9 protein-coding genes are annotated in these 13,203 nt (G+C 49.9%); all 9 read right to left on the reverse strand.

What is annotated here, in order from left to right:
* Positions 1-43: 43 nt before the first annotated feature.
* Entirely contained in the window at positions 44-1,972 is a 1,929-nt protein-coding gene (locus AB4Z50_RS29320) for a hypothetical protein (protein WP_441884923.1), read from the reverse strand.
* Positions 1,973-2,082: 110 nt separating this feature from the next.
* Positions 2,083-3,564 carry an extracellular solute-binding protein gene (locus AB4Z50_RS29325; protein ID WP_441884925.1) on the reverse strand — a complete coding sequence of 494 codons (1,482 nt, stop codon included), beginning with the start codon at positions 3,562-3,564 and terminating at the stop codon, positions 2,083-2,085.
* Positions 3,565-3,668: 104 nt separating this feature from the next.
* Positions 3,669-4,538 (reverse strand): carbohydrate ABC transporter permease, encoded by an 870-nt coding sequence (locus AB4Z50_RS29330; RefSeq protein WP_441884927.1) that lies wholly within the window; start codon positions 4,536-4,538, stop codon positions 3,669-3,671.
* 24 nt (positions 4,539-4,562) lie between these two features.
* Positions 4,563-5,519, reverse strand: coding sequence for an ABC transporter permease (locus tag AB4Z50_RS29335; protein ID WP_441884929.1), 957 nt, complete (start codon positions 5,517-5,519; stop codon positions 4,563-4,565).
* A gap of 221 nt (positions 5,520-5,740) precedes the next feature.
* Entirely contained in the window at positions 5,741-7,345 is a 1,605-nt protein-coding gene (locus AB4Z50_RS29340; RefSeq protein ID WP_441884932.1) for a response regulator transcription factor, read from the reverse strand.
* Positions 7,342-9,213 (reverse strand): cache domain-containing sensor histidine kinase, encoded by a 1,872-nt coding sequence (locus AB4Z50_RS29345; protein WP_441884934.1) that lies wholly within the window; start codon positions 9,211-9,213, stop codon positions 7,342-7,344. The genes AB4Z50_RS29340 and AB4Z50_RS29345 overlap by 4 nt, the downstream gene beginning before the upstream one ends.
* Positions 9,214-9,215: 2 nt before the next feature.
* Positions 9,216-10,745 carry an extracellular solute-binding protein gene (locus AB4Z50_RS29350; protein ID WP_441884936.1) on the reverse strand — a complete coding sequence of 510 codons (1,530 nt, stop codon included), beginning with the start codon at positions 10,743-10,745 and terminating at the stop codon, positions 9,216-9,218.
* A 480-nt stretch (positions 10,746-11,225) separates the two neighbouring features.
* Positions 11,226-12,107 (reverse strand): sugar phosphate isomerase/epimerase family protein, encoded by an 882-nt coding sequence (locus tag AB4Z50_RS29355; RefSeq protein WP_441884938.1) that lies wholly within the window; start codon positions 12,105-12,107, stop codon positions 11,226-11,228.
* A gap of 18 nt (positions 12,108-12,125) precedes the next feature.
* Positions 12,126-13,190: a Gfo/Idh/MocA family protein gene (locus AB4Z50_RS29360; protein WP_441884940.1), complete on the reverse strand. Its 1,065-nt coding sequence runs from the start codon at positions 13,188-13,190 to the stop codon at positions 12,126-12,128.
* Between the last annotated feature and the right edge of the window lie 13 nt (positions 13,191-13,203).

Below are 13,203 nucleotides of genomic sequence, written 5' to 3' on the forward strand. Positions count from 1 at the left end.
AGGCTTCTGAAGAAGCTACCTGCGCGCCTCCATAACCTATCCTTTATTCTTTCTTTAAAGACTGATTAAGCATATCCCAATCGGCATGCGAGGCGTCAAACAGCATTAGCCCGTCTGTGTACCGGAAAGCCGAACGAAATACCTCACCCTGCCGCTCGGCGCTATTCATCTGATTAAGGGAAATGCCCGCATATACCGGAACTTCTCCACCTGTGGCAATGTTGCCAAGCGCCATATATTTCTCCACCTCGGCCAGCGTATCCTGATACGTACCAATCATGAGGAAATCCAAGTGCCTGACATAGCCAGTGCCTCGGTAGTCCTTGGTATAGACGGAGCCCTCCTGAAATTGAAGGCGGCTGTCATATTGAAAATCCGGGCTGGCCCAGTTTGCACCGTTGACATAATAGGTATCAAACCAAGACCCCACGTAGGCAGATAACAAAACATCGCTTCCCGTTTGTCGATTATGACCGTCCACCATCTCCTTGACCTCCGCAACAAAAGAGGTAATGACGCCTGCACGGAAAGCCCACCAGTCCAAAATCAACGGACCATCTATTCTCGTATTGCCTTGATAATCGAATATGTCCTCTGGCCAACGATGAAGCCGCTTGCCCCTTTCCGCCAAATATGCCTCAAAGCGGCTGCATGCCAAAGGACTGAAATCCGCCGTTTCATTGTCGTATCTGCCCCGGTCCAAAATAATGCCGTCCACCTGATAGCCGGCCATCACTTCCCGGAAAGCAGCCAATTGATGCTCGCGCACCTTCTCATGAAGCGGGTTGGCAAATGCAACCAAGCCCGGAGCCGAGCTGTCTCGCTGCCGCTTGATCACGCCTTCATCTTGATGCTTGTAAACCATTTCCTCCCATTCAGGATGCTCATTTAAAATCGCATATTGACCACGTACAATGGAGCCTTCTGCAAATACATTCATGGATGCATGAATAGCTAGACCAAGCTGATGCCCCTCTTCTATAAAAATCTGCAGCAAATCCAGCTTTGGATAAGGAGTACTCTGCTTAGCGTTTACCAATTCACTCATGTGGGGACGCCTCGTCAGCGGATTTTTGAAGTAAGAAACGTACCCCTCCACCCCTTTAACGTCAAGCGCAATATCCGTAACGCCTGCATGTTTTGCTCGCTGCAGCAGTTTTCTTACAGCGTCCGCAGACTGCAGCTTCCCACTGTTGGCTCTCTGATCTATCCAAAGGATCGTCCTCTGCTTCCTCTCAGCACGGCTCTTAGAAAAAATAGCTAAGCTTCGAGCAACTGGGGTTTCGTTCCCCGCTTTGATCTCCACATCAACAAAGTTGACGCCAAGCGCCAGTTTCAGTTTATGGGCAAAAGCACCCTGCTCGTCTACCACAGCAGCTTCACCATTAACCATTAGCGCCGGAAACTCGCCTGCATTTCCGCCGCTCACATTACCGCTAACTGTAGTAACAGTCTGCGTTTCCGTATAAACGGATGGATGGTTCAAATAAAGGCTGAATTCATGATCAGCAGCGCCTGCCAGCCCGTGATGATCAGTCACCGCACCATCCTTGCGCAGCTTGATACGGTCTCCTTTTCTAAAGCAGGTAGACAAAAAGAAGCGGCTGCTTTCCGGAGCATACAAAGGATCAAGGGCAAGAAGCACGTAACCATCCTCAGGGATGTCTAGTATCGTTGGGCCCGACCAGGCCGGGGCAAAGCCGACAGGCGCTTCATTAACGACGCGTAAAACCAAGCCGCCTGCTCCCACCTGCACCGCAACGCCATTCTCAGGAACAGTGACCGATTCCCCCCATGCGCTTGTAAACAAGACAAGCCACTCTTCGGCCACCGGAATGGTGTTGACAGCCGTTATAGCGTGCCGCTGCCCTTCTAATGTAATCGTAATATCCTCTGGCGCAGCTTCCACTTGGGCATGGATAGCAAGCATATCAACCTCACTGCCTTTATGCGGCTTAAATGGTTCATTCATTTCTGTTCCCCCTCAGTCAATTATGCTAGGCATTTCGCCTGGGCGACAAAGAGGCACCTGCGATTCGCAGCTGCCCCTTTGCCATCAAGCCTACGTCTATAGGCAAGCCATTATTTTGAAATGGTTTGATACCACTCGTTCGCTTCCTTGACGGATTCTGCGCCGCCTTCGGCCATCCATTGCGAAAGGAAGGTATCGTAGTTGTCTCTAGATTGCGCACCTGCGATATACATTAGCACCGTGTCGTCCAGCAGCTTCGTCAGCTTTTGCTTGTTTTTGGATACCGCATCGATTGGCGGCGCAATCGACATCGGATCAACGACAATATTGCCTTTCGCCGCGTTTTCCTGAAACGCCTCATAGTAGCTTTGCAGCACAGGGTCCTTCCGAACGCGTGCCTGCCAGTAAGCCGGATAATCATATTCATTAACCCCGGTCATGTAGGAGCTTGCATTGGTTAAGTCATCATTGAATTTAGGCAGAATGGGATAATATTTTCCATCCTTCACTTCGTGATGAACGCCTTCCTCGCCAATGGCGAGCTTTATGAAGATATCCTTCTTCAGCTTGGTATCGAGCAGCTTGATCGCATGCTCCTTTTGCTTGGATATCTTCGGTATCGCAATAAACCAAGTAGTTGCCAGGTTAACGCCAATCGATGATTTGCCATCCTTGCCAACTAAGTATGGAATAATGCCGATTTTGGCTTCAGGGAAGTTTTTGACAAGGGCAGCTTCTGCGCTAGAAGCACTCCACCAAGCCAGCTTGATCATTGCGGCATTGCCGCTGGAAAACTTCTCAATCGCTTTCGCACTCGTATTGATCGGCATTTCCGAATCCAACAGCCCTTCGCTGTACAGCTTGTTCATATAAGCCAAAAATTCCTTCATCTGCGGAAGCTCTGCTTTATGCAGCAGCTTGCCATCCACATCGTTCCAGTCGTTCAGCACGCCGAATGCTGCTGCAATATCTCCATAGATAGAATCCTTTGAGCCCGTTAACGGAACAATGTTTTTGGCTTTCTTGATCGCTTTCAACACCTCATACAACTCATCCGGTGTTGTCGGGTTTTTCAAGCTCAGTTCTTCCATCCAATCCTGACGGACAACGAGCTCCTCGCCTACGCTAATGCCAGAGCCAGTCTCCGGTATAGCATAGATTTTGCCGTCAATCGTAACGCTTTCCCATGAATCTTCCTTAATCGCCGCTTTGAGGTTAGGGCCATGGCTTTCGATCAGATCATTCAGCGGCTCCAGCGCGCCCGCTGTTGCCAGCTTGTAGAACTGGGCAGAACCCAGCTTCATGATATCGAAGTTTTGCTTGTTCGCAACCATCAAGTTCAGCTTCTCGTCGGCACTTTCCGCCGGAAGCATTTCATAGGTAACCTTGTAGCCGGTCGCATCTTCTATGTTTTTAGCAACCGGGTCTGCGTTCGGATCGAACAGGCTGTACTGCATCAGCATCGTAAGTTTGGGATTGCCTTCGCCATCTCCCCCTGAGCCGCTGCCCGGAGCTGGAGTGGAATTGTTGCCGCATGCGGCAAGAGCAAGAGCAAATACAAGGACTATGGCCAACCAAGAACCTTTTTTCATAGAGTACCCTCCCGAATATGTGTTTTAAAGTCAAACTGCATTACCCTTCCATTGCCCGCTATCATGACAAGCTGACAGCATCACCGCCTTTCATGCCGATAGGTTTAACCCTTAACCGAACCTACCAGCACACCTTTGACAAAATATTTTTGCAAGAACGGATAAACCATCAGGATCGGCAGCGTAGCTAGCAATATTGAAGCTGCCTGAATGGACTGGGGCGTTGTGTTCAGCGCCGCGTCCACGTTATCCTTCAAAAACTCGCTGCTGGAGGATACCAACAGTTCCTTCAGATACAGCTGCAGCGGTTTGAAATCCTGATTGGTAATGTAGATCATTGATGTAAAATAGTCGTTCCAGAACGCCACCGCGAAAAATAGCGCAATGGTTGCCAGCACAGGAAGCGACAGCGGCAAAACAATGGAGAATAAAATTCGGATGTTGCTTGCTCCGTCCAGCTTGGCGGACTCCTCCAGCCCGTCCGGCAGCCCTTCAAAGTAATTTTTGATAATCAGCATGTTGAACACGTTGATGGCCGCCGGCAGGAATAGAATAGGAAACTGATTTACCAGTCCAAGATTATGCATGAGCAGGTAGGTAGGAATCAGGCCGCCGCTGAACAGCATTGTGAAAATAAACATCAGCAGAAACCATTTTCTGCCTCGAAGCTGAACGCGAGATAATGGATACGCCGTAATGGTCGTGAGGAACAATCCTAACGCCGTCCCCACAATGGCCAAAAGAATCGAATTTTTTAAAGAGTTAAGGAACATGGAATCCTTGAGCACATACATGTACGTTCCGGTCTGAAAGCCAATGGGCAGCAAATTGACCTTGCCGGAGATGACCGCCGCTTCGCTGCTGAACGATTTGGCGATCAAGTTAACGAAGGGCAGCAGCGTCGTCAGACCTATCAGTATGAAAAATAAATAGTTACAGAAATTGAACAGCTTCTCTGAAAACGATGTTTTCACGGTCACAGCAATCTCCCCTTTCAGTTACCAAATCCCGCGTTGCAGGTATTTGCGGCTAAGCGCGTTGCCCGCCAAGACGAGCGTGAAGGCAATAACGGATTCAAATACGCCAACAGCGGTCGTAAAGCTGTAGTCCTGATTGCCGAGGCCCATTCGGTACACATAGGTGCCGATGACATCTGACACCTTGTATACTGTGGGATTGTACATGACGAGAATTTGCTCTGTGCCAGCCTCCAGAATGCTGCCGAGCCTTAGAATAAACATCAGCAGTATAATGGGCGCGATGCCAGGCAGCGTAATGTGCCACAGCTGCTTCATCCGCCCCGCTCCGTCAATCTTGGCCGCTTCGTACAAGCCAGGATCGATCGTGGCGAAGGCCGCAAGATACACGATGGTGCTCCACCCCGTCTCCTTCCAGCCCGCTGAGGTAATCAGAACGCCCCGGAACACGCTATTGTCCAGGAAAAACGAGATCGGTTCCATGCCGATCATACCCATTGCCTTGTTGACCAAACCGCCGTTGCTGGAAAGCATGTCGATAAATAGACCGCTTACGATAACCCAGGACAGAAAATGCGGCAAATAGATAACGGTCTGAATCGCGCGCTTGAACAACATCCGCCTGATCTCATTCAACAGCAGGGCAATGAGAATCGGCAGCGGGAACAAGATACCGATCTTCAGAAAACTGATAATAACGGTGTTTTGAAAAACATGCAGAAAATCAGGAGAGTTGAACAGTTTGGCAAAATGCTTCCATCCCACCCACGGGCTAGCGTCATAGCCATCAAAGATATTGAAATCCTTAAAGGCGATGGTAATGCCATACATCGGGGCATATTTGAAGAGCAAAAGAAACAAAATTCCAGGGACAAGAAGTGCATATAAATCCCAATCCCGTTTGACATCGGCAGCAAGCCGTTTGACATAATTGTTTTTAGCCTGGGGCTTATCCAGTGGTGCCGTTGCGCTTTTCATCGTATTCCCCCTCGATTTGATGCTTTCTACCTAAAATTGTAGTATCCAGCGCTCAGGGTTGGTAGAGTAATGCCATTACTATTTCTGGTACTTTGATGTTTGATTTCTTCACAAAGGAACGTAATCGGCATTAAAAAAGACAAAACCGCTTTCTATAACTGAAAGCGGTTTTGTCTTATAATTTTTTTGGTTATTGCACGCCACCTAATTAGGCGCAGCTGTCACGCTTTAACTCCACCTGGGTTGACGCCCCAATATTTACGGAACACCTTGGTGAAATAGCTCACATCCCGGTAGCCCACGAGACGAGCGGCATCGTACACCTTGCCCCCATTCTGCAGAACGGATTTGGCCCGTTCCATCTTGCGCTCCAGCACATAGGTCGAAAAAGGTACTCCTGTCTCCTGCTTAAACAGCCGGCTTAAGTAAGATGAATTGATAAAAAGGCGATCTGCGACCGTATGCAGCGTAATATCCTGATCGATTTCCTGATTGACGATAGACAGAATGGAGCGAACCACTCCATTGCTCGTCGTTTTCCGCTGCTGCTGCAGGTAATCGCAGATGCGGCCAGTCAAGCGGACTAGCCAGGCCCTAATCTGTTCCTTCGTCGCCAGCAGCCTGATGTTCTCGAAATAAATCATATCCTCTCCTGCCACGCAGCCAATTCGCCAGCCCTGCTTCTGAATCATACGGATATACAGGCTGCTCAAATAAAGGACGGCCTCATGAACCTCTTCTGCCGTCTCCACGGACTCCAGGCTTTTGTCCCACAATCCTTGCAACGCCTCAAGCGCCTTGGCCTCGTCAGCGGTTTCCATGGCGATCTCCAGCGCTTTCTCCAATCCCTGCTGTACCTGAACCCCCTGTTCCTTACGGCCAATCTCGCGGTAAGGAATGGCGATGTCGCAGCCGTATACAATACGCTCCTGTAAGGCACGGCAAGCTTCGGCATACAGCGCACTCATGCTGCCAATCCCTCCGGCCGCAGCGCAAATGCCTGCGCTCGCTGTCAGCCCAAGCGTCTCCCGGGTGCGCGACAGCAATTGAACGACCGATGCCTGTACGCGCAAAGCGGTGTCTCCCGGCTCCTCCTCGCGCCGCAGCACAAAAACAAGGAGCGTGTACCCTTGATGGTCAGGGCACACCCAACAGGAGGCGGGCAGCATTTCTCTCGCCAGACATTGCAATGAGAAACGCCACATTGGAGCATCCTCCGCGCGAAAGCAGCCATCCCCTTGCGGAAGCGGGTCAATATCCACCACCGCAACTGCGATCCGGTCAGACTCCTCAAGCTCAATCTGATATTCCGCCCCTCTTCGCAGCACCTCGCTATCGTCGTAGTCGCCTGCTGCCCACTGCCGAATAAAACTGCTTTGCAAATGGGGAAGATGCTCACGCCACTTTACCTTCAGCTCTGCCTGCTCGCGCCACTGCTCCATCTCGTCTCGCAACTGCTTTGCCGCTTCCAGTACGGCGCCCAATATTTCCTCTTCAGCCGCGGGCTTCAGCAAATACTGGGAAACCCCTAAAGCGATAGCATCCTGAGCGAAGCCAAAGTTGTCATGTCCGCTTAATATAATCAGTTTCAGCTGTACGCCGTTGTCTGGATATTCCCTAAGCTTCCTCACCAGTGTCAGCCCATCCATCTCAGGCATCTGGACATCAATCAGCATGATATCGGGTCGCTTGCGCTCGATCAACGCCAGCGCTTCTACCCCGCTGGCAGCCAGTCCGACGACCTCAATGCCATGCTCCTCCCATGGAATATTATTAGCCAATCCCAACCTAAGCCGCAGTTCATCCTCAACGATCATTAAATTCATGCGGATCGCTCCCCTTTTTCCAGAGTATGGTGAGTTACAGCACGAAAACTTTCCTTGCATTGATCCAGCGGCAGCGAAATGGTGACCGAGGTTCCATGTCCTTGCACGCTTTCGACAATCAATTCAGCTTCCTTGCCGTAATAAAGCTTAATGCGAGTCATTACATTGCGCAGGCCGAACAGGTCACCCGTCTCCTCGTCCTCCAGCGAAAACAGATTCGCTTCGCGCTGTCCCAGCCGCTTCATTTCTTCTTGAATATAGGCTAGTCGCTGCGAACTCATCCCTGAACCATTATCGCTTACGGTGACCTGAACGGACTCTCCATCTTTTATTCGGCCGGAAATAATAAGCTTTCCGCCTTCCGTTTTCCCTTCCATCCCATGCAGGATAGCATTCTCCACAAGCGGCTGCAGCAGCAGCTTCAGAATCGGGATGGGGCGGCAATCCTCCTGAATGTCGTATTCCACCTCAAAGCTGTCCAAATAACGGATTTGCTGAATGCGAATGTAATAATGCAGATGCGACAAGCTTTCGTCAATCGTAAATACATCCTTGCCCTTGTTCAGGCTCAGACGGAAAAAACGCGACAAATTCAGCACCATCTCGCTAATTTCATCCGCCTCGTAATTTTTAGCTGTCCAGTTAATTGAATCCAGCGTATTATACAAAAAATGAGGGTTAATCTGGGTTTGCAAAAATTGAAGCTCCGTCTTGGCCAGCCTCAGCTGCTGCTCGTAATGATCTTCAATTAGCCGCTTCTGGTCTACGACCATCCGATTAAACGCTTCCGTCAAATAACCCAGCTCGTCGTGCCGCGTATTCTCCAGATGCACATTCATATTTCCCGTACCCAGACGCTTCATGCCCTTGAACAGCTTATCTACAGGAGAAGCGATACCGATATAAACGAGCCAGGATATGCCCAGCGCCAGAAGGACGCTGACGAAAATAATGGCTAACGTATACAATCGAAGCTGATCTGTTTTGGCGTACAGCTCTTTTTTTGGTTGAATCAGCGTCAGCCGCCATTTGGAATACTCCGAATCGATAGAAACGGTCATCTCCGCATCCGTCGTGCGGGGAAGGCCAGGCATGCCAACGCCCTCCGCAAGCGTATGCTCTGCGCCGTCGAGCTTGCCTGTCCCGGCAATCAATTTGCCGGTATCGCTGTGCAAATAAATGGTAGCCGAAGGCGATGGGAGCAGCGACTTCATCAGATTGATCAGCTTGCTTTTGTCCACTGTAATAATGACTACATCCGCTCTGCGATTGTTGTTGTACAAATCCATGGTTCGCAGCAGCGATACGCTATCGGTATTAATTAAGCTGCCGAAGGTCGCGTTGCCGGCAATCGGCTCCTCCGCCAGCAGATAAGTGATTTCCGTCCCGCTAGTAATGGCGGTATTCTCAAGCCATTGCTGCTGCTCTGGGCTACTCAGCCTTCTCCCTCCATAATTCGTCGAAATCATCATGTGGGAGGGCTGATGATACAAGGATATTTGCGATACGATATGATTAATAGAGTTTACATTCGACAGCTGCTTCAGCAGCATCGAAAAATCGACGATAGAGAGCGGCGACAATTCCGCTCCGTTATCTGCAAGCAGCTTGATAAACACAGGGTCTGTTGCAATCAGCGTCGAAATCTCCTCCACATTTTGCAAAGTCAAATCAATATAGTCCATAGCTGAATTCAGTACTGTACTGGACCGCTCCACCGCTTGGTCATGCAGAATACTGCGGGAGCGATCAACGGCAAATAGGCTTACCAAGACGAGCGGCAGCAAAATCAACATAAAATAGCAGGTTAGCCGAAACTGGATTTTGCGGGAAAAGCGATCCCGAAACCATTTGACGGGATTTCTCATGCTTATCTCCCCCCTCCGGCGCTCAAGCGGGCTTCGTACCATTGATTAACTTCCGCTGTAACCTCTGCGCCACCCTCGCGGTACCACTCCTCCACAAAGCTGTCGAACTCATCCAGCGAAACGATGCCCATCACGATTTGTGTAAAAATGCTCTCAAGCTCCTCTAAATGTCCGGCATACTTGCTCATCGCCGGTGTCGGAATTCCGAAAAATTCGTTTTTTATTAAATTTTGTTCAATCATCTGCAAATTATCGTATAAGTGAAAGTCGCCGAGCGAATCCAACCGAGCCTTAGCCATAACAGGATCAATGACATCGACGAGCGACTGGTAGATGCCCCTGTACAAATGCTTGTCATGCTCTACAAAATCGGTGACCATTTTCCCATTTTTCATCGACCAAATCTTGCCTTCAAAACCAAGCTTCAACGTCTCCCTGCCCTCTCCCACGATGAAATTAAGCAGCTTTACCACTTCTTCGGGATGTTTCTTACCGACCGGCACCACGTTGTAACCGCGGATTAAATCCTTGTTATATACGCCGCTGTGCCCCTCCGGTCCGACGGGATACTCCAGCGGAATCCATTCCGCCTTGGGATCTTTCTTTTTGCTTGCCGCAATGGGTCCGCGCGTATCGTACCAAGTCGCGGAAAACATGCCGACCTTTCCGTTCTCGATTTTTTCGATAAAGGCATTGTTGCGGTTAAGTGGGAATTCCGGATCAATCAGCCCTTCCCGGTAAAGCTTTGCCAGAAAAGCGAGCGCTTGCTTGGTCTCCGGCAGCGTACTGCCATTAACCAGCTTTCCATCGCGCGCCACCCAAGAGTTCAATTGAACACCAAAAGCGCCAAAAAACGGCGCTGTCCGCCCCATGTCCTCGAGCAAAATAAGGCCCATCGTATCATTGAGCCCGTTCCGGTCAGGGTCTTCCTTAGCAAAGGCGCGCATGACTTCATAATATTCGTCCAGCGTCTTAGGCGGCTGCAGTCCTAGATTATCGAGCCAATCCTTCCGCACATACATCAACTCGATGCCCTGCACGTCTGTTAAACTTGGAATGCCGTAAATTTTTCCGTCGTAGCGCATTCGATCCCAAGCCTCTTCAGGAATAAACTTCTTCAGATCTTGTCCATATTCGTTAATATAGTCGTCAAGCGGCGTAAAAGCCCCTTTTTTGACATATTCGTCAAACCAAACCGGGTTGAAAGTGTGAATGAGATCTGGGAGATTTCCGGAAGCCATAATGACGTTTAGTTTCTCTTCATAAACTTCCTGAGGGGGAATATTGACCCGCAAATCCAGTCCTGTACGTTCCTTTATATAGTTTATATAAGGATTATCGTTTTCGTCTGAACCATCCGGGAATGTCATGCCCAAATCGTTAATGACCATCGAAATCGCGACGCGGCTCTGCGATGTGGGCAGCGGCTGACCAAGCTTCTCCCACTCGCTGCAGCTTGGCACCGTCGCAGCTACCATTAACAACGCTATTATCCGAACAATCAAACGACAGTTGAACCTTTTGCGCTCCATAGCTCCCCCTCCATCTTTTCCGGAATGCATCCGGCATTACTCCCTATTCAACTTCTCCTTCAAGCAAGCGCTAGACTGCGGTACATAACCAGCAAAAGCAGCCTCCTTCCCACCTACTCACTGTTATCTATCTAAATTATGTTAACTATAATAACACGAAATACAACTAATAAGAGTGGAAAGGCATAATGCATCAGACCAATCTTCTTTTCATGTCATTAAAGCGAACATACATTAAAGCGGTTGCATAAATAACAAGGTAATACGGATATCGCTATAGAATATACTTCCTATATTTTAGAATAAATAGAAGCGGCTGCCCTTATGGCTATTCGAACTTTGCAGGCTGTTGAGCCCATCCTATTCCAATAGCCGCTCCAGCAACCGCTTTACGTCCAATCCAGCAAATGTGAATAAATCTGTTATTTCCATTGTACTTCCAACAAGCGCCCGCTTAAATCTTAGATTCAATAACTGGGGCTAGCGGAAGCTCTTAATAAATTGAACCGCTTTGCGTATATCGGTCTCCGGCTGATCTCCAACTTCGCGTTCGATCGTCAGATAGCCATTATATCCAATCTCCTTTAACGCCGTAAAGTATCTGTCGAAATCAACATTCCCTTCGCCGAGCGGCAGCTCACGGAAAAATTGTCCCGTGCTCACCATCTCCGCAATTTTGGCATGATCCATCGGCTCATAGCCAAGCGCACCGTATACCATGCGAGGATCTACCACCTTGCGACGTATGCCGTCCTTGACATGGGTGTGCACGACGTAATCCTTAAGCAGGCGAACCCCTTCCGCTGGATCATCCCCCGTCACCATCACCATATTGGCAGGGTCAAAGTTGACAGATACCCCTCTGCCACCTAGCGTATCCAGAAAACCTTTCAGATGGGCCGCCGTCTCAGGGCCGGTCTCGATAGCGAAATAGGCCTTCATGCTGCTGGCATATTCATTCAGCTCGCGGCAAGCCTCCTGCATAACAGCGAACACCTCTCCATCTTGGTCCTCCGGCACGATTCCGATGTGTGTCGTTACAATGGTCGTGCCGAGGTCCAGCGCCAAATCGAGAATCCGCTTTGATTTCTCTACTTTTTCCTCGTTAAAGGATTTATCCTGGAAGCCATGGCCGCCCAGGTCGCCGCATAACGCGCTGATTTCCAGCCCTAATGAATCGATATAAGCCTTCAGCTCCCTGCGGGCGGCAGCGCCGAGATTAGCCGGGTCCATCTCGCCTGAAACGGTATAGATTTGCACCCCCTCCGCACCAACCTCCTTCGCCTTCTTCAGCCCTTCCTTAACGCCGACGCCAAAGCTGTCTACAATGACGCCTATGGGATTTCCGATATTTACAGACATGCCGATTCCACGCCTCCCCTAGTCGAAATGGATTTCCTTGCCTAGAGTCGCCGACTCGTACACGCCGCAAAGTATTTTCATGATTTCAACGCCGTCCTGCACCGGACTGATCGTGTCTTTCTTCCCTTGGCAAACTTCAACAAAGTAATTGATTTCGTCTTGGAAGCCCTGCACAAATTCGAATGAGAGATTGTCAATTTGCGGCGTGGCGTTCAGAATCGTGTCATACTTCTCTGTAATTAAAGTCAGCTCCGGCTCCAGCTCGACGCCGCCTTTCTCGCCATAGAGCTTTACCGTCAGCTCATCCTGCTTCGCATGCAGCGTAAAGCTGACATCAACCAGCAGCGACGCCCCGTTCTCAAAGCGTACCAGCGCATTGGCCATGTCCTCAACCGTGTTCAGTGCTGCATCATAATCGGCTGCCTTGTAGAACTTCAAGTTTTTCACATTGGACCGGTTGCCTAAACGGTTGTAGGTGTTGCCGCTAATCGATTTAACTTTGGGCTTGCCCATCAAATACCAGCAAAGATCGATGACGTGAACGCCGATATCGATCAGCGGACCGCCGCCGGAGCGCTCCACATCAGCGAACCAGCCTCCAGGGTTGCCCAGCTTGCGTATGCATGAAGCTTTGGCATAATAAATCGGGCCGATTTCACCATTGTCCAAAAATGCTTTTACAATCCGCGTATTGGAGGCATAGCGGCGGACAAATCCTACCTGCAGCGTCTTGCCGGATTCCTTGACAGCCGCTTCAACCGCTCGTGCCTCCTCCACCGTTTTGCTGAGCGGCTTCTCGCAAAGCACATGCTTTCCTGCCTTCAGAGCGGCGATACTGATCTCCGCATGGGTGTTGTTCCAAGTACAGATGCTGACCGCATCAATATCGGGGTTCGCCAGCAGCTCGTTGTAGTCGGTGTAAACGTTAGGAATGTTATATTTCTCCGCCTTTGCCTTCGCCCGTTCTTCCTTCAAGTCGCAGACAGCGACCAGCACGGCATCCACGTTTTTGCTGTAGGAGCCAAAGTGCATTTCTGATATGGAGCCAGCTCCGATTACGCCAATTCGAATAGGATTGCTCATTGCGATTTTCTCC

The organism is Paenibacillus sp. 2TAB26 (assembly GCF_052115145.1).
Taxonomy (GTDB): domain Bacteria; phylum Bacillota; class Bacilli; order Paenibacillales; family Paenibacillaceae; genus Pristimantibacillus.